General features: G+C 73.2%; 17 protein-coding genes and 1 riboswitch. Of the genes, 8 read left to right on the top strand and 9 right to left on the bottom strand.

Annotation, left to right across the window (positions count from 1 at the left end):
• Positions 1–56 precede the first annotated feature (56 nt).
• A complete protein-coding gene (locus GA0070616_RS14985; RefSeq protein WP_175440080.1) occupies positions 57–575 on the bottom strand; it encodes a hypothetical protein in 519 nt (172 codons plus the stop codon).
• Positions 576–1,040: 465 nt separating this feature from the next.
• On the opposite strand from GA0070616_RS14985, the gene GA0070616_RS14980 reads away from it, so the two are divergent.
• Positions 1,041–2,387: a YibE/F family protein gene (locus GA0070616_RS14980; protein WP_091082340.1), complete on the top strand. Its 1,347-nt coding sequence runs from the start codon at positions 1,041–1,043 to the stop codon at positions 2,385–2,387.
• 166 nt (positions 2,388–2,553) lie between these two features.
• Positions 2,554–2,684, top strand: a riboswitch (cyclic di-AMP (ydaO/yuaA leader).
• Positions 2,685–2,688: 4 nt separating this feature from the next.
• A complete protein-coding gene (locus GA0070616_RS14975; RefSeq protein WP_091082337.1) occupies positions 2,689–3,702 on the top strand; it encodes a coiled-coil domain-containing protein in 1,014 nt (337 codons plus the stop codon).
• A 73-nt stretch (positions 3,703–3,775) separates the two neighbouring features.
• On the opposite strand, the gene GA0070616_RS14970 is transcribed toward GA0070616_RS14975, so the two are convergent.
• Positions 3,776–4,480, bottom strand: coding sequence for a carbonic anhydrase (locus GA0070616_RS14970; protein WP_091082335.1), 705 nt, complete (start codon positions 4,478–4,480; stop codon positions 3,776–3,778).
• Between the two features lie 211 nt (positions 4,481–4,691).
• On the opposite strand from GA0070616_RS14970, the gene GA0070616_RS14965 reads away from it, so the two are divergent.
• From GA0070616_RS14965 to GA0070616_RS14940, 6 genes are all read left to right on the top strand, one after another.
• Positions 4,692–5,066 (top strand): helix-turn-helix transcriptional regulator, encoded by a 375-nt coding sequence (locus GA0070616_RS14965; RefSeq protein WP_091082332.1) that lies wholly within the window; start codon positions 4,692–4,694, stop codon positions 5,064–5,066.
• A 241-nt stretch (positions 5,067–5,307) separates the two neighbouring features.
• Positions 5,308–5,766: a hypothetical protein gene (locus tag GA0070616_RS14960; RefSeq protein WP_139128899.1), complete on the top strand. Its 459-nt coding sequence runs from the start codon at positions 5,308–5,310 to the stop codon at positions 5,764–5,766.
• A gap of 133 nt (positions 5,767–5,899) precedes the next feature.
• A complete protein-coding gene (locus GA0070616_RS14955; protein ID WP_091090818.1) occupies positions 5,900–6,754 on the top strand; it encodes a hypothetical protein in 855 nt (284 codons plus the stop codon).
• Positions 6,755–6,932: 178 nt separating this feature from the next.
• Positions 6,933–7,244 carry a DUF1232 domain-containing protein gene (locus GA0070616_RS14950; protein ID WP_091082327.1) on the top strand — a complete coding sequence of 104 codons (312 nt, stop codon included), beginning with the start codon at positions 6,933–6,935 and terminating at the stop codon, positions 7,242–7,244.
• Positions 7,234–7,641 carry a pyridoxamine 5'-phosphate oxidase family protein gene (locus GA0070616_RS14945; RefSeq protein ID WP_091082325.1) on the top strand — a complete coding sequence of 136 codons (408 nt, stop codon included), beginning with the start codon at positions 7,234–7,236 and terminating at the stop codon, positions 7,639–7,641. The genes GA0070616_RS14950 and GA0070616_RS14945 overlap by 11 nt, the downstream gene beginning before the upstream one ends.
• A gap of 355 nt (positions 7,642–7,996) precedes the next feature.
• Positions 7,997–8,674 (top strand): C39 family peptidase, encoded by a 678-nt coding sequence (locus GA0070616_RS14940; protein WP_425412949.1) that lies wholly within the window; start codon positions 7,997–7,999, stop codon positions 8,672–8,674.
• Positions 8,675–8,692: 18 nt separating this feature from the next.
• Here the strand turns inward: GA0070616_RS14940 and GA0070616_RS14935 are convergent, their stop codons facing one another.
• From GA0070616_RS14935 to GA0070616_RS14905, 7 genes are all read right to left on the bottom strand, one after another.
• Complete coding sequence (locus GA0070616_RS14935; protein ID WP_091082320.1) at positions 8,693–9,865, bottom strand: M20/M25/M40 family metallo-hydrolase; 1,173 nt, start codon at positions 9,863–9,865, stop codon at positions 8,693–8,695.
• A complete protein-coding gene (locus GA0070616_RS14930) occupies positions 9,865–10,671 on the bottom strand; it encodes an amino acid ABC transporter ATP-binding protein (RefSeq protein WP_091082318.1) in 807 nt (268 codons plus the stop codon). Before GA0070616_RS14930 ends, GA0070616_RS14935 begins: the two co-directional genes overlap by 1 nt.
• Entirely contained in the window at positions 10,668–11,522 is an 855-nt protein-coding gene (locus GA0070616_RS14925) for an amino acid ABC transporter permease (protein WP_091082315.1), read from the bottom strand. Before GA0070616_RS14925 ends, GA0070616_RS14930 begins: the two co-directional genes overlap by 4 nt.
• Positions 11,523–11,632: 110 nt before the next feature.
• The gene (locus GA0070616_RS14920) at positions 11,633–12,574 is read right to left on the bottom strand and encodes a transporter substrate-binding domain-containing protein (RefSeq protein ID WP_091082312.1); all 942 of its coding nucleotides are present in this window, start codon (positions 12,572–12,574) and stop codon (positions 11,633–11,635) included.
• Positions 12,575–12,666: 92 nt separating this feature from the next.
• Positions 12,667–13,584 (bottom strand): MurR/RpiR family transcriptional regulator, encoded by a 918-nt coding sequence (locus GA0070616_RS14915; protein WP_245712775.1) that lies wholly within the window; start codon positions 13,582–13,584, stop codon positions 12,667–12,669.
• 94 nt (positions 13,585–13,678) lie between these two features.
• Positions 13,679–15,121 (bottom strand): pre-peptidase C-terminal domain-containing protein, encoded by a 1,443-nt coding sequence (locus tag GA0070616_RS14910; protein ID WP_091082309.1) that lies wholly within the window; start codon positions 15,119–15,121, stop codon positions 13,679–13,681.
• A 158-nt stretch (positions 15,122–15,279) separates the two neighbouring features.
• Positions 15,280–16,536: a cyanophycinase gene (locus tag GA0070616_RS14905; RefSeq protein ID WP_091082305.1), complete on the bottom strand. Its 1,257-nt coding sequence runs from the start codon at positions 16,534–16,536 to the stop codon at positions 15,280–15,282.
• Between the last annotated feature and the right edge of the window lie 4 nt (positions 16,537–16,540).

Genomic DNA, 16,540 nt, shown 5'->3' with positions numbered 1-16,540 from the left:
TCGGAACATGGGTAGGACGAGGGGACGCGGACCGGGTGGATCCGCGTCGGGGCGTCCTATCTACGCAGCACCGACACCGTGGCGATGCGGAGGCCCACCGGGCTGGGCGGCGCGCGGGGCACCGGGCCGACCCGGCCGCGGCGGCCGGTGGACACGGCGGCGGGTGACCGGCGGGCCGTGATCAGCACAGCGAGCAGCAGCGGCACCGCCAGCGCACCCAGCACCGCCAGGCAGGCCCCCCAGCCGGGCAGGTCGCCGTTCCCGTCGCCCCCGCCGGCCGGGGAGGCCGCCTCGGGGTGTCCGGCGCGCGTGCCGCCGGTCCCGAGGTCCGTCCCCGCGCCGCGGTCGTGGATGGCGGGGTGGGGCCGGTCCGCCGTGGCGGGGGCCACCGAGGGCGGCGTCAGGTCACCGACGGCCGCCGGGATCGCGGCGGCGTGCGCCACGGAATGCTTGTGGTGGTCGCTCGCCGCGGCGTGCGCGTCGTGGCCGATGGTGTGCATCGCGGTGAGGCCGACGAGGGTGCCGGCCAGCAGCAGTGGTCGAACCCACCGCTGCGCCGCCGCCATCGTCCACACCCGATAACGGTAACCGGCGGACCGGCCCCACCAGCGCAGGGGCGACGGTTCGTCACCGAACGTACCCGGCCGGTGACGCCGGACCAGTGCGACCCTGGACGGCTCGGCCGCCGCCGAGGCGGAGACCGGCGGGGTACGCGCCACCGGTGAGTGGACCAGCCGGCCGACGGGCCCCGGCGCGTCGCCACCGCGTGCCTCGCCACCTGCGGTCCGATAGCGGGGTGGCTACCATTCGCAGCGATGGCCCGCCGAGACCACACCAGTGCGGCCCGCGTACGCCGCCGGCCCCCCAGCCCGCCGACGGCCGTCGGCGGCGGCTCCCGGCCACCCCCTCCCGTCGCGGCGCGTGGTCACATCGTCACGGCCGGAGAGTCCCGGTCGGCCGCCACGGCCCCGTTCCGGTCGTGCTGAACCGGAACGGCCCGCCGACACGTACTCCGCTCTGAACTCGTTGGGAGACACCGCATGGGCGCCGACCACAGCCGTCACGCCCCGCCGACCCCGCCCGGGGTGCGGCGGGTACTCGTCGCGACGGTGCTCCCCCTCGTTGTCGCCACCCTGGTCGCCGCCCTGGTGCTGTGGCCCCGCGACGCCCCCCGACCCGACCCGGGGCAGGACGCGCCACGCCACCACGGCACGGTCACCCGGGTGGTCACCGAGCCCTGCCCGCCGACCCCGGAGTCCCCGGAGGGCACCCCGGCGGGCAGCCAGGGGCCGTGCGGCACGGTCACGGTGCGGGTGGACGACGGCCCCGACGCCGGACAGCAGGTCGAGACATCGATCCCGACCGGGCCCGGCGCTCCCCGGGTCGAGGTGGGCGACGAGATCGTCCTGGTCACGCTGACCGATCCGGCCGACCCGACGGTGAGCAGCTACCACATCGCCGCACACCAGCGCGGCACCCCGCTGATCTGGCTCGGGGTGCTGTTCGCCGCCGCGATCGTGGCCTTCGGGCGGTGGCGCGGCCTGGCCGCACTGGCCGGACTGGCGGCCAGCTTCGCCATCCTGCTCACCTTCGTGCTGCCCGCGATCAGCGCCGGCCAGTCGCCGCTGCTGGTCGCCGTCGTCGGCGCCGCACTGATCATGTTCGTGGTGCTCTACCTGACCCACGGCGTGTCGGGGCAGACCTCCGTGGCGGTACTGGGGACACTGGCGAGCCTGGTGCTGACCGGGCTGCTCGGCCTCGCCGCCACGGCGGCCACCCACCTCACCGGGTTCGGCACCGAGGACGCCACGACGCTGTCCTTCTTCCAGGCCGACGTCGACCTGCACGGCCTGCTGCTGGCCGGCATCATCATCGGCTCGCTGGGCGTGCTCGACGACGTCACGGTGACCCAGGCCGCCACGGTGAGCGAACTGGCCCACGCCAACCCCGGCTACTCCCGGCGCCAGCTCTACCAGGCCGCGACGCGGGTCGGGCGGGCCCACGTCGCCTCGGTGGTCAACACCATCGTGCTGGCGTACGCGGGCGCCTCGCTGCCGCTGCTGCTCCTGCTCACCGCGGACTCCCGCGCGGTGGGCCAGATCCTGACCAGCGAGTTCCTGGCGCAGGAGATCGTACGCAGCACCGTGGCGACGCTCGGGCTGATCGCCGCCGTTCCCCTGACGACGGCCCTGGCCGCCGTGGTCACCCGGGCGGGCCGGGACCGGGCCGCCACCGACGAGGCACCGCCCTCTCCCGAGGTTCCCCGGCCGGGCACGGGCCGGGCCGAGGCGCTGCGGGCGCTCAGCGCCCCACGCGGCACCCCCACGTCCACCGCCACCCGATCCGGGTGGCCCGATCCGGACAGGAGCACGGACACCGCATGGTGACACTCCTCAGCGTGACCGTCCCGACGGGTGAGGCTGATAACCACGTCACTGGTCACCCACCGCGATTACGAAATGACGCATTTAGTCGGCATCGGGACGTAGATCCCTCGGGGGACCGTCCGGTAACCTCGCTGCCGGTCACCGCCGAAGGCGCACTCCGGCGCCTGCGGTGCCACCGCCCAATCGCCGCGAGGCGAGCCGGGGAACCAGGTACGTGGGGTGAATCCGCGCCAGCGGTAGGGGCCGCTTCCGTCCCGAACCCGTCAGCTAACCCGGTCGGCGGTCGATGGAAGGGATCACAGTGACGGCACCCCTACGCCGCTGGTTGACGCCTGTGGTGGCCGTGTTCGCCGCCTTCGCCGTCTTCGCCGGCCCTCTCCCGGCGTCGGCCGAGCCCACCCCTCCCAAGCCCCAGCAGCACGACGACGACCCGCCGATGCTCAACGAGCTGATCGAGGCGACGAACCGGGACTTCAGCAAGGCCAAGAGCAGGCTGGAGAAGTCCAAGAAGCGCCAGCTGGAGTTCGCCCTGGAGGTGAGCCGCGCGCAGGCCGACCTGGACGCGCTGGCCCCGCAGGTGAGGGAGATCGCCGCGCAGTCGTACCGGACGGGCCGGGTCGGCGCGGTGGCCATGCTGCTGCAGAGCACCGCCCCCGACTCGTTCGTCGAGCGGGCCTCCGCCCTCGACGAGCTGAACCTGGTCAACGCCAAGCGGCTGGCGCGGGTCAACGAGGCCAGGAACCGGGCGGAGCAGGCCAAGCTGGCCCTCGACGCCGAGGTTCGCGAGCAGCAGAAGCTGACCAACGAGATCGCCCGCAAGAAGCGCGACGCGGAGAAGTCACTGAATCTGGTGGGTGGCTACAGCGTCACGGGCGGCAAGGTCGACGCCACCTCGCCGGTCGCCGCCGTCGCACCGGGGCGCAGCGCGGACGGCGACTGGCGGGCCGAGTCGTGCAGCAAGAACGACCCCACCACCTCGGGCTGCATCACCCCGCGCACCCTGCACATGTACAACGAGGTGCGGAAGGCCGGTTTCAAGCGGTTCGTCGGCTGCTACCGCCCCGGTGGCCCGTGGGAGCACCCGAAGGGCCGGGCCTGCGACTGGTCGTTGCAGAACAGCGGCTTCCGGCCCTGGTACAACGACGACACCCGGATCTACGGCAACAACCTGGCGGCCTTCCTGGTGCGCAACGCCGACCGGCTGGGCGTCTACTACGTGATCTGGAACCGGCAGATCTGGTTCCCGGCGACCGGCTGGTCGTCGTACAGCGGGCCGTCGAACCACACCGACCACGTGCACGTGTCACTGCTCTGAGCACGGCGCGCAGACCCGGCGAGGGCCGCCCCACCGACCGGTGGGGCGGCCCTCGATCCGTGTCGGGGTCGGCTCAGGCGACCGCGCCGGCCGGCTCGACCGCGAGGTCGACCGGTTCGCCCGCGACGGCGCGTACCTCGCCGGCCGCCAGCCGGTACGACATGCCGACCACGGCGCAACGGCCGGCGGTCACCTCGGCGGCGAGCACGGCGGACGCGCCCAGCATCGCCTCGACGGTCTGCGCGATGTGGATGTCGACGATCCCGTCCAGGTCCGTCACGCCCTGCGCCTGCGCCCGGTGCAGGCTGGGCACCACGGCGTCGACGACGGCCCGCAGGTGGCCGGCCGGGGTCGTGCCGGTGGTGAGCGCCGCTCGGGCCGCCTGGACGGCACCGCACGAGTCGTGACCGAGCACCACCACCAATGGCGTTCCCAGGACGGTCACGGCGTACTCGACGCTGCCCAGCACCTCGGGGCCGATGGTGTGACCCGCGGTACGGACGACGAACAGGTCGCCGAGCCCCCGGTCGAAGATGATCTCGGCGGCCAGCCGGGAGTCCGAGCAGCCGACGATCACCGCGAAGGGGTGCTGCCCGTCGGCGACGGCCGTGCGGTGGACGGCGTCCTGGTTGGGGTGGCGAGGGGTGCCCGTGACGAACCGGCGGTTACCGGCCCGCAGTTCGGCCAGCGCACGACTCGGTGTGGTCGGGGCGTCGGACGCCCCGACGGACTCGCGTTCGGGTCCGGGCTGCGTGCCCGGCGATCCGGGTAGGTCCATCCGGCTCACCTCGTCTGTCGACGTGACCTGTCAGTCCCGGCCGACGCTGGACGCGGGCTGTCCCCACAGTCACACGCACGGTGAGGCACGTCAAGAGATACGTGATACGCACTTCATATGTTTCCGGATCGTTGCCCGTCGGCTCGGCGGCTGCCCCGTTCGGGCGGGATGCGGCAGGAAAAAGCCGAAGCACGGGCCATACGATGACGACATGGCGACCAACGACGAAAACGGCCGCACCCGGAACTGGACGTTCCTCACCAACCACGCACACGTCCTGCTCGCCATCGCCCGCAACCCCACCGCGCGGTTGCGGGACGTCGCAGACGAGGTGGGCGTCACCGAGCGCGCCGCCCAGGCGATCGTGGCCGACCTGGAGGCCGGTGGCTACCTGCGCCGCACCCGGGTGGGGCGGCGCAACGAGTACACGCTCAACCCGACCGGGCGGTTCCGCCACCCCGCCGAGGCGGACCACCAGGTCGGGGCGCTGCTCGCCCTGTTCACCGAGGAGCCGCCGGCCCCCGCCGACCCGCACGCCACCGGCGAGTCGCGGGACACCGGCGGTCCACGGGGCACCGAGCGCTGACCTTCGGGGGCCGGGAGGCGGACACGGGCGACACCGACACCACTGGCGATCCATGTCCACATAGCACGAACGTGGCGGCGGTCACCCGATCCGGACCGCCACGCGCACTGCGGTCGACCGTCGCGGGCGATAGGTTGGGTGGGTGCCGTCCATTGCGTCCGTCCGTCCATCCGGGTGGACGCCGCGCGCGATGACAACGCCGGGCGCGACGACACTGCCGCGGGTGCTGACACTGCCGCGCGTGCTGACACTGCCTGGTGTGCTGACGACGCCACGCGCGCTCCGGAACCTGACCCGCCTCGCGGTGACGGCTCTGGTGCTCGCGGTCGGCCTCGGCGGCCTGGTCGCCCCCTCCCACGCGTCGGCCGCCCCGACGACGATCCCCGTCGTCACCGGTGGGCCTTCCGTCAACCCGGTCGGGGCCGACGAGGCACCCCAGGGCCGCCCGCTCATCCTGACGTCGCGGGTCGGCGAGTCCACTCCGACGCGACCGGCCGTGGGGCCCACCGCGACGCTGCGGGCCGCCGAGCCCACCCCGGCAGCGCCTACCGCCGACCGGCCCGGTCCGGCCGCCACGCTCCAGGCCGCTGCGACGACCGGGGGCGCGTCCCCGCGTACCGTCGCCGCCGCGCGTGCCGGCACGCCCGCCGGCATCTCCGGCCGTGGGGTGCCCGCCCGGCGCGGTCCGCCCGCCGTCTGACCCGGTAGGCCCGACCCGCGCCCTGCGCCGGATCGCCGCCCCGGCAACCGCGCCCGTCCCCGACGGCCGGATCCCTCCCCGGCCGCTTTCCGCCCACCACCGTCGATCCCCCTTCGACTGCGAGGTGTTGCTGATGCGTACCGTCCTCTCCTCCGTCCTGCTCGACGTTCCCCGCGCCGCCGTGATCTGGCTGAGCCTGCTCGGCGTCGTCGCCGCCGCCCTCGTGGTGTTGCTGCTGCGCCCCGGCCGGTTCCGCTTCGAAGTGGGGGCCCGCATCCGCGACGCGGCGATGCCCAGTCGGCTGGAGTTCGCGGAAGAGGACGAGGACCGGGAGCGCTACGCCCGCGAGGTCGGCGTGGCCGCCGACCGGGCCGCAGAGACGGCGCGGCGGCGACGGGCCGAATGGCTCGCCGCACAGGAGGAGGCCGAGGAGAGCTGGCGGGCGTACGAGGCGGCCGAGGCGGAGGTCGACCGCCTCTCCGGTGCCGCCGGCATGCCGCTGCCGCGCACCGGCCGGACCCCCGCCGAGTACGCCGACCGCGAGCGCTGGCTGCACCAGGCGGCGCTGGCCGCGTACTGGCGGCGGGAGCTGTCCGAGGAACAGCTCAGCGACGTGTTCGCGCACCGAGCCGGGTGGGATCCCCGACTGCACCCGGTCGAGCAGGAACTGGTGCTGCGTCGCGCCGTACGCGACCACCTGTCGGCCCGGCAGCGGGCCGCCCGGCAGCGGGAGCAGGACGCCTGGCGTACCGCCGAGCTGGCCGCCGCGGCTGCACGCAGCCTGCGCGAGGAGGCGCGCGCCGCCGCCGGTGCCCTGGTCGAGGAGGTCGACTCCGTGCTCCCGCTGGCCGCCCCCGCGATCTTGGAGCCGACGCGGGAGGTCCCCGTCGTCACGCGGGAGGTCCCCGTCGTCACGCGGGAGGTCCCCGTCGTCACGCGGGAGGTCCCGGCCGGGGCGCGGGGGCGCGCGGCCGTACCGGCCTTCTGACTGCCGCGCCGGCTTGCCGGACTCCCGCACAGGGCTGCCGGACTTCCGCCCAGGGCCGCGCGGCCCGAGAATCGCGGGGCCTGTACACCCGCGGGGCAGCGGTGGCGCGGAGCACGGGAGTCAGTGACGCCCAGGACGCCGCCGGGCCCGGCGCGGCCGGCTGGGCTACGGTGACGGCATGTCGCGGGACGCGTGGATCGTCGTGGCCGTCGTCGGCGTCGTGGCGGCGGTCACGCTCGTCGGCGCCGCCGTGCTGGCCGTACGGGTGATCCGCGCCCGACGGATGCTCGGTCCGCTGGGTGGTGGCGGCAAGGTCGCCTTCTACGGCGCGCTGGCGTACGCCGTCCTGCCGGTCGACCTGCTGCCGGATCCGGTCTACCTGGACGACATGGGTGTGCTGGCGGCCGCGCTGATCTACCTCACCCGGTTGGCCCACCGTCGCCGGTCGGCCGCGTCCCTGGCCTCGGAAAGGTCCCCAGATGGCCGGTGACCACCGGTTGGCACCGCACGACGAGCGCGTCGTCGCCTTCTGCCGCGAACGGCACCTGGCCACCCTGACCACGATGCGCGCCGACGGCACCCCGCACGTGGTACCCGTCGGCGTCACCTACGACCCGGAGGCCGGTCTGGCCCGGGTCATCACCGGGGGCGGTTCCCGCAAGGCCCGGCACGTCGCCGACGCCGGCGCGCAGGGTGCCCCGGTGGCGGTCTGCCACGTCGACGGCCGCCGGTGGCTCACGATCGAGGGCCGGGCGGTGGTCAGTTCCGCTGCGAAGGCCGTGGCCGAGGCCGAGCGCCGATACGCCGAGCGATACCGGACACCGCGTCCCAATCCCGACAGAGTGGTCATCGAGATCACCGTCACCCGCCTCCTCGGCAGCCTCTGACGGGCGGGCGGTGCCCCGACCCGGGGTGGAATCCCGCCGCCGTCGAGGTCGTTGCACCTGTTCGTGATGCGGGCGCCGGCAAGAAGGCCGCCCCTCGTCAGAGCGCGCGATCCGCCGAGATCTTGGTACGAAAGTGCCTCTGGAAGGGCTGCCGCGTACCAAGATCTCGACGGCTGGGTGTCAGCCTGCCGGAATGTTCCCCGCTCCTCACCCGTTCCCCCCTCCTGAAACCCCGACCGCCGATGGCCCGCCGGTCGGATCCCTGAGCCGAGCGCCTTCCCGCGCCCGCGCCTCCCCCCGGGGTGCCGACCCGATTGGAGCCCGACCGATGACCCCAATCGCGCACAGAAGCGGCATGTCCGTCGCCGGTCTGCTGGTGGCCGGCGGCTGCATCGCCGGTCCGGCGGCGGTCGCCCAGACGGCGCCCGCCGACGTCGCCACGGTCGCGCCGGGCGGCGCCCCGGTCGCGTCCGCCCAGCCGGCCGCCCTGACGGGCCAGGTCGGTGCCGTCGACCGGGGGCGGAACCGGCTGGCTGAGCGGACGCTGGGCGTCGAGTACCAGGCCCAACCGAACTTCTACTACTGCGGCCCGGCCGCGACCCGGATCGCGTTGTCCTCGCAGGGCAAGGCGCTGTCGCAGGACGAGCTGGCGAAGCGCCTCGGCACCGACGAGGCGGGCACCGACTCGGCCCTGGACATCACGCGGGTGCTCAACGAGCTGACCGGCGGCGGCTACGAGACCGTGGAGATCCGCGACCCGGTGGCCAAGCCGGCGCAGGTGGACCGGCTGCGCGCCCACCTGCTGGACGCCCTGGACGTCGACCGCCCGGTGGTGGCCAACGTCAAGGGCACCGCGGTCGACACCGAGGGCGACCCGCACTCGTACGAGGGCGGGCACTACCTGACCCTGGTGGGCTACCGCGACGGCGGTGACCTGGTGCGCATCGCCGACCCGGCCGCCCCAAAGGGCGGGTACTGGATGACGCTGGAGAAGGTCGCCAACTGGATCGCCGAGCGCGGCTACTCCGCCTGATCGACGCGCCGGCCGGGCTCAGTCCGCCCGACTGACGGCGTCGATGAGGCCGGCGAGCAGGGCGGTCCGGGGTACGACGGAGTCCAGGTCCAGCCACTCCGTCGGGCTGTGGTCGTTGCCGCCGATCGGACCGAGCCCGTCCAGCACCGCCGCACCGACCTCGGCCAGTAGGTTCGCGTCGGCGCAGCCGCCGGTCGCGGTGTGTGTGACGGGTACGCCCAGTCCGGCGCCCACCTTCGCGGCCAGTTCAGCCAGCCTCCGGTCGGCCGGCCCCGGCTCCCACGGCGGGGTGGGGGCGTGCACGGTCAACTCGGCGCGTACCCCGGCGACCGTCGGCGCGGCGACGAGCCGGCGGATCTCGGCGAGGGCCGCCTCGTATTCGCCGATGCGCCAGGCCCGCAGGTCGACGAGCAGGCGGGCTCGGTCGGCCACCACATTGGGGCGGCCACCGGCCTCCAGCACGCCCACGTTGACGGTGACCCCGGGCCACCGGCCGTTGAGCGCGTCGAAGGCGATGGTCAGCCGGGCGGCGGCGAGCAGCGCGTTGGCCCCACGTTCGGGTTCGATTCCGGCATGCGCGGCCCGGCCGCGCAGGATCACCTCCAGGTCTGCCACACCCTTGCGCGCCGAGACCAGGTCGCCGTTGTCGCGGGCGCACTCCAGGCACAGCGCCACGTCGGCGTCGGCGCCGAGAGCACGCAGCAGCGGCCGGCTTCCGGTGGATCCGATCTCCTCGTCGGGGGTGCAGACGAGCAGCAGCTCGCCGTACTCCTCGGCAGCCAGCGCGGCCAGCACCTCGACGGCGGCGAGGCCGGCCAGCACGCCGCCCTTGTCGTCGCTGACCCCCGGCCCGTACGCGCGGCCGTCGTGCACCCGGAACGGCCGGGCGGCGGCGGTGCCGGGCGGAAAGACGGTGTCGAGGTGCCCCGCGAGCAGGACGCGGCGGGTGCCCCGGCCCCGGCGGCGCGCCACCAGCACGTCCCCCAGTGGGGTGCCGGTGGGGTCGGCGACGGGTTCCCGCTCGACGGCCATGCCGGCGGCCAGGCACCAGGTCTGCACCAGGTCGGCGACCTCGCGCAGCCCGTCGACCTGGCCGGAGCCGGAGTCGATGCCGACGAGCCGGGCCAGCCGCTCGTTATACGCGGTCAGCCGGTCGCCGGCGGCGGCGAGCAGTCGCGCGCTGTCGGCCATCAGAGCACCTTGTCCAGGAAGGCGCGGGTGCGCTCGTGCTTCGGGTCACCGAGCACCTCGCCGGGCGGGCCGGTCTCCACGACCACTCCCCCGTCGAGGAAGGCCACGGTGTCGGCGACCTCGCGGGCGAAGCCCATCTCGTGGGTGACCACGACCATGGTCATGCCGTCGGCGGCGAGCCCCTTCATGACGTCGAGCACGTCCCCGACCAGTTCGGGGTCGAGTGCCGAGGTGGGCTCGTCGAAGAGCATCAGCTTGGGGTGCATGGCCAGGGCACGGGCGATCGCCACCCGCTGCTGCTGGCCGCCGGAAAGCTGACCGGGGTAGCTGTCCGCCTTCTCGGCCAGCCCGACCCGCTCCAGCAGCCGGATCGCCTCGGCGCGGGCCCGGTCGCGGGGCGTGCCGAGCACGCGTACCGGTGCCTCGATCACGTTGCCCAGGGCGGTCAGGTGGGGGAACAGGTTGAACCGCTGGAACACCATACCGATGTCGCGGCGGCGGCGGGCCACCTCGCGGGCCTTGAGTTCGTAGAGCCGGTCGCGATGCCGGCGGTAGCCGACGAGGTCACCGTCGACCCAGAGCTGACCGCCGTCGATGCGCTCCAGGTGGTTGATGCAGCGCAGGAAGGTGGACTTGCCGGAGCCGGAGGGGCCCAGCAGGCAGGCGACCTCGCCGGGGGCGACGGTGAGGTCGATACCCTTGAGCACCTCGACGGCGCCGAACCGCTTCGTCACCCCCTCGGCCCGGATCATGGGCGGGCTGGTGGCGGGTGCGGCGGGTATGTTGCCCTGCTGCGTGGCGGTCATCGGACTCCTCCCCGGGCGAAGCCGCGGCCGAATCGCCGCTCGACGAACCACTGGCCGGCCGAGAGCAGGCTGACCAGGGCGAGGTACCAGAGGGCGGCCACCACCAGCAGCGGGATGACCTTGTAGTTGCCCTGGTAGACGGTCTGCACCGCGGTCATCAGGTCGCGTCCGGCGATGATGGACACCAGAGCGGTGGACTTGAGCATGGTGATCGTCTCGTTGCCCATCGGTGGGATGATCACCCGCATGGCCTGGGGCAGCACCACCCGGCGCAGGGTGAGGGTGGGGCTCATGCCGAGCGCGGCGGCGGCCTCGGTCTGCCCGGCGTCGACGGCGAGGATGCCGCCCCGGATCACCTCGGCGGCGTACGCCATCTCGTTGAGCGACAGGGCCAGCACGGCGGCGACGGTGCCGGTGACGACGACGCTGGTGGGCTGGTCGAACAGGACGGTGTCGGTGAACGGCACGGTCAGGGTGAGTCGGGGGAACAACGCCCCGAGGAAGCCGAAGAAGATGATCTGCACGAGCAGCGGGGTGCCCCGGAAGACCCAGATGAAGGCCCAGGCGACACCGCGTAGCACCGGGTTGGCGGACAGCCGCATCACGGCGAGCAGCACCCCGCCGGTGGTGCCGACCACCATGGCCAGCAGGGTCAGCCAGAGAGTGGTGACCACGCCGTCGAGGATGTAGTCCTTGAACAGGTACTCGCCGATCGTGGCGGGTTCCAGGTTGGGGCTGGCCAGCAACGCCCGGATGAACAGGGCGGCCAGGCCGACCACGAGTAGCGCGGTCAGCCAGCGCCCGTAGTGGCGTACGGGCACCACCCGTACGGTCTCGGTGTCGCTCGTCATTGAGTGTCTCCTGCCGGGGTGCGGCGGTCGCCGGACGTCCGTCGGGCCCGCCCTCACGGGTGCGACGCGACGTCCGACGACCGCGGTTCAGGGGGTCGCCGCCGCCGGGGTCAGTCGATGGCCTGGTCGATGGTGGCGGTGGCGAGGCCGATCGGTTCCTGCTTCCACCGCGCGAGGATCTTCGTGTACGTGCCGTCGTCGATGAGCGACTGCACGGCAGCGCGGTACGCCTCGGCCAGTTCCTTGTTGCTCCTGAGGAACCCGAAGCCGTTCGGGCTGGCCAGCCAGCCGTTCGGGGCGGCCGGGTCGGTGACCAGCTCGGCCCTGCCGCCGAGCGTGGGGGCGATGTCCACGAGGTTGACCTGGGTGGCGGCGACGGCCTGGACGTTGCCGGCGATCAGTGCCTGCACCGCCTGCGGGTTCTCCGGATACTCCTTGACCTCGACGGCCCGGCCGGCGCAGTTGGTCCTGCTGTACTCGGCGAGGTTTTTGGCCTGGTTGCTGGCCTTCTGCACGGCCACGGCGCGCCCGCACAGGTCGGCCACGGTCCGCACGCCGAGCGGGTTGCCGGGGGCGACGAGGAAGCCGGTGCCGGAGGCGGAGTAGTCGACGAAGGTAGCGACCTGCTGGCGTTCCTTCTTGTCAGTGATGCCGCCGGCGATGGCGTCGTACTTGGCGGCCTGGAGGCCGGGAACGAGTCCGTCGAAGGGCTGCTGGGTGAAGGTGGCCCGGAGGCCCAGCCGCGCGGAGGCGGCGGTGAACAGGTCGTGGTCGAGCCCGACGAACTCGTCGGTGCGGCCCTCGGTCTTGAAGTCGATGAACGGCTCGTAGGGGGCGTTGGTGGCAACGGTGATCGTGCCGCGCTCCCGCACGACGGCGGGGACCTGCCTGGCGAGTTCGGCGTCGGTGGTGACCTCACCGACGCCCTCGACGGTGACGGTCACCGACGGCGGGGTGTCGGCGGAGTCGGCGGTCGTGGCGGTGTCGCCGCAGCCGGCGACGGCGAGCAGGGCCGTGGCCGAGGCGGCCAGGGCGAGCTGACGGATGCGCATGGGGTGTCCTTCCGGGGGCCAGACGAACCAGCCCCCGGACTGTAACGTAGGTTACGATCTCGGCGAGGTTACAGTTTGCTGTAACGCACGGCTCAGCCTGTACCGAACTCCTGCCGGGCCTGCTCCATTGCCTTGAGTCGACCGCCGGCGACCGGGCCCAGCCGATCGATCACGGCCGCCACCAGCGTCTCCACCAGCGCCAACGCCGGCACGAAGCTGTCGTACGGGGACGGCGACTCGACCCGGCTGGGCAGCACCACCTCGGCCAGCCCGGCCACCGGCGACAACCACCGGTCGGTGAACAGCACCACCCGGGCCCCCCGGGCGGTCACCTCCCTGGCCAGGGTCAGCGTCGGCTCCTCGTACCGCCGGAAGTCGAACAGGGCGAACAGGTCCCGCCGGCCCACGTCGACCAGCATGTCCGTGCGCTCGACCGGGGTCGGCGGGAGCAGTCGGCTGCCGCCGCGCACCTGCATCAGGTGCAGCACCAGGTAGTGGGCCAGCAGCCCCGAGAACCGCCCGCCGGCCACCGTGACCCGCAACTGCTGGTCAGCGAAGAGGCGGGCCGCCGCGTCCAGCTCGCCCTGCGGCACCTCGGCAAGGGTGCCGGCGACCGCCTCGGGAAGGCTCGCCACGGCGCGGGCCAGCGCCCCGGCCGGTGGAGCCCCGGTGCGCTCCGCCGCCCGGTAGGCGGTCAGCGGCGAGGTCTCCCGCTCGGCCAACTCGTCGCGCAGGGCGCACTGGAACTCGGGGTAGCCACCGAAGCCGAGCCGGCTCAGAAAGCGCAGCACGGTCGGGGCACTCACCTCGGCCTTCTCCGCGAGGGAGGCTACGGTGCCCAGACCGGCGGCCGGGTACGAGGCGAGCAGCGCCCGCGCCACCCGACGCTCGGCCGGACTGCACTCGCCGAGCCGGCGACGGACCAGCGCGGCCACCCCCATGCCGGCCGGATCGACAGGGTCCGGCGCGGACCGCGGGTCGGGCTCGTCGGCGGAACGGGTGCTCGGCACGGGCTGAGCCTAGCCGCCGCCGGGCGGGACGCTGCCGGGCCCGGAGGGAGTGGCCGCCCGACTGGCGGCCACTCCCTCCGTCGGAGATCGCGGGTCAGGACTTGGTGACCGTGCAGGAGTAGTCGGCAGTGCCGGAGCCGGAATACGCCTCGACGTCGACGTGGTAGGTTGCCGAGCCCGACGCCGTCCGGGTCAGGGACGCGGACTCGTCGACCCCCGCACCGTCATTGACCGACCGGGTCACCGTGCTGCCGTTGGAGCTCAGCAGGTAGAGGTCGGCGTCGTACGCGCTCGGGATCGCGCAGTTCACGGTCAGCGTCTGTCCGCTGGCGACGGTCACCTTGAAGTAGTCCCGGTCGCTGCTGCTCTTCATGTCACCGGTGACGGTCAGCGGGTAGCTGTTGCCCGTCACGTCGTTGGCGGAGTTACGGGAGTCGTTCGGCTCGACCTCGGCGTAGCTCGATCCGCCACCGGGCGGCGGGGGCGGCGGGTTGGTCGAGCAGTCGGTGACCGGGGTGCCGCTGTAGAGGTTCCCGCTGGGCACCCCGTTGGTCACACTGCGCAGGTAGTACCCGCAGGTGGGGCGGTTGGCGAAGTCGTAGGTCTGCCCGTTGCCCAGCCGCCAGATCTTGAAGTTGGAGTAGGTCAACGGCTGCCGGGATACGGCCACTTCGGGCTGGTGGTCGCCGAGGACCACGTACGCGCTGGTCCCGCTGAGCGTGGCCAGGCCGTTCCTGTTCACGAAGAGGGAGCCACCCTCCTCGACCCCGACACCCCAGGCCGCGCCGCCGCTGGTCCGGCCGTCCTTGATGGCCCGCGCCACGAAGGCCATCGTGCGGCCCATCCGGTCCCGCGCCACGAAGTGCGAGTCGTTGATCGTGTTGGCGTAGTTCGGCCAGCGGAACATGCCGGTGGTGAAGGTCATCGACCGGTCGTACGGGTTGTTCAGGGCGATCGAGGAGGTGGCGCTGCCGTCGCAGGCGTCGTACACGATGTCGCTGTTGATGTGGTGCCCGGCGCTACCGCCGCCGACCCCGCCGCCCTTGGCCACCACGGACTCGACGGACGCCTCCAGCGCGGTGCCCTTCCAGGCCACGTACCGGCACTGGTCCCCGCCCGCGAAGTAGACGAACTCGGCGTTGCGGACGTCCGTGTTGACCTGGCTGTTGTTGCCGTCGTTGGCCGAGGTCAGGGTGAGCGTGGTGCAGGAGTTCACCCCGGACAGGTCCATGATGTCGTCGCACTCGGGGGTGCCGCCGTCGGACCCGGCGATCACCGCGACGTCGATGGAGCCGCTGCCGCCCCGGATCGCGTCGATCGCCTGGGTCATGGTGGCGGGCACGACGCCGCCCGAGCCGTTGAACGTGTACGCGGGGCCGGACCACGTCGCCCGGCTGACGTCGGACGAGCTGCCCTGCCGGTCACGGATGACCTGGGCGTGTGCGGCGGTCGTGCCGACGGGGGCCAGAGCGGCCACGGTCGCGGCGACCGTCACCACCGCGAGCCGGCTGCGAAGAGAGTTTCGAGAAGGGGACATGGGCACCTCCGAGGGGCCACGAATCAATGAAACAGACGTTACATCCATTGAGTTCGCTGCTCAATACGTAACTCCTGTTACATCTTGATGACGTGACCGGGCCCGGCGACGCAACGCCACCGGGCCCGGGACACGCCGTGTCAGGCGGCCACGCCGTGTCAGGCGACGCCGATGCGGATCACCACGTTCGTGAACGAGGTCGAACCGCCGGCCCGGTACGCCGCGAAACCACGCCCCCGGGTCAGCTCCGCCGCCCACTGCGGCTCGTTCTCCCAGGAAACCCCGGCCACCGATGCGCAACCGGTGTGATCGATCAGGCCCTCGGCCAGGCCGACCAGCTCGTAGTTGTAGAAGACGTCCTCCGACGGCGTGACCCCGCACGGCCCGTCGGCACCGGCCACGCGCTGCTTGTTCGGGGCGAACACCGGCTGCCACCGCTCCGAGCGGTAGCGGTCCCCGTCGGTGAGACGGGTCCACCGCACCCCCTCGATGCCCCACACGTCGGAGCCGGTGACCCGAGCCCGGCGCAGGTCGAGCACCGTCACGCCGCGCTGGCCGAGCACCGCCAGCGACTGCCGTCCGGCGCCCACACCGGTCACCCGCAGCGCCGTGTTCTCGTCCAGCCCGAAGACCCGCCGGTTCCCCGTGTCCGCCGCCAGGCGGATCGAGCGGGCCTCCCGACCACGGCGGGAGAAGTGGGTGTCCAGCAGCCCGTCGCGGAAGAAGCCGAACCCGCCCTTCGGCAGGTACCCCAGCACCCCCGCGTCGTCGAAGTAGCCGGGCTTCGCCCCGTCCCGCAGGCCGGGGTCCACCGAACCGCCCGTGATCATGTCGCGGCCCGCCATGATCTGCGCGCCCGCACTGGTGCCGGCGACCACCGCCCCGGCCCGCAGCTTGCGCCGCACGGCCGCCAGGGCCGCCGAGTCCCGTTGCGCCCTGCCCCGCGTCATGGTGGTGACGTACCGGTACTGGTCGCCGCCGCCGAAGAAGAAGCCCGTCATGGAGTTGATCTGCCGCACCACAGCCGGATCGTCGGCCTTCTCCGGGTTGTCCAGGTCGATCGGGATCCACTGCGCGTCGGCGGCCCCGAAGCCCTCGAAGAGGTCCGCGTAGTAGTCGCCGTTGCAGACACTGTTGTTGCAGTCCGGGGTTCCGGCGTCCGGGTCCTCCGACGGCACCGGAGCCGCCGCCGTGAAGATCCCGATCCGGGCCCGGCCGGGCCCGCCGGCGAGCCGGATGATCTCGCCGTAGATCTGCGCGTTGTCGTCGGCCAGCGCGCCGCCGACGAGCACCAGGCTCCCGCCGGAACGGTGGTGCGACGGTGTCGCCGAGGCGGGGACCGCGGCCACGGGCACGCTCAGCGCGACCGCCGTGACGGCACCGACCCCGAAGGTCAGCAGGCGGTTCAAGGGCATGACT

This window comes from Micromonospora nigra (assembly GCF_900091585.1).
Classification (GTDB): domain Bacteria; phylum Actinomycetota; class Actinomycetes; order Mycobacteriales; family Micromonosporaceae; genus Micromonospora; species Micromonospora nigra.
Note: the sequence above shows the minus strand (reverse complement) of the source record. Positions and strands in the feature narration are given on the sequence as shown.

Coding starts and splice junctions, on each gene's coding strand:
- GA0070616_RS14970 (WP_091082335.1), bottom strand. CDS start 4,480: ATGGACCTACCCGGATCGCCGGGCACGCAGCCCGGACCCGAACGCGAG.
- GA0070616_RS14925 (WP_091082315.1), bottom strand. CDS start 11,522: ATGACGAGCGACACCGAGACCGTACGGGTGGTGCCCGTACGCCACTAC.
- GA0070616_RS14980 (WP_091082340.1), top strand. CDS start 1,041: ATGGGCGCCGACCACAGCCGTCACGCCCCGCCGACCCCGCCCGGGGTG.
- GA0070616_RS14965 (WP_091082332.1), top strand. CDS start 4,692: ATGGCGACCAACGACGAAAACGGCCGCACCCGGAACTGGACGTTCCTC.
- GA0070616_RS14940 (WP_425412949.1), top strand. CDS start 7,997: ATGTCCGTCGCCGGTCTGCTGGTGGCCGGCGGCTGCATCGCCGGTCCG.
- GA0070616_RS14950 (WP_091082327.1), top strand. CDS start 6,933: ATGTCGCGGGACGCGTGGATCGTCGTGGCCGTCGTCGGCGTCGTGGCG.
- GA0070616_RS14945 (WP_091082325.1), top strand. CDS start 7,234: ATGGCCGGTGACCACCGGTTGGCACCGCACGACGAGCGCGTCGTCGCC.
- GA0070616_RS14910 (WP_091082309.1), bottom strand. CDS start 15,121: ATGTCCCCTTCTCGAAACTCTCTTCGCAGCCGGCTCGCGGTGGTGACG.
- GA0070616_RS14955 (WP_091090818.1), top strand. CDS start 5,900: ATGCGTACCGTCCTCTCCTCCGTCCTGCTCGACGTTCCCCGCGCCGCC.
- GA0070616_RS14935 (WP_091082320.1), bottom strand. CDS start 9,865: ATGGCCGACAGCGCGCGACTGCTCGCCGCCGCCGGCGACCGGCTGACC.
- GA0070616_RS14905 (WP_091082305.1), bottom strand. CDS start 16,536: ATGCCCTTGAACCGCCTGCTGACCTTCGGGGTCGGTGCCGTCACGGCG.
- GA0070616_RS14930 (WP_091082318.1), bottom strand. CDS start 10,671: ATGACCGCCACGCAGCAGGGCAACATACCCGCCGCACCCGCCACCAGC.
- GA0070616_RS14920 (WP_091082312.1), bottom strand. CDS start 12,574: ATGCGCATCCGTCAGCTCGCCCTGGCCGCCTCGGCCACGGCCCTGCTC.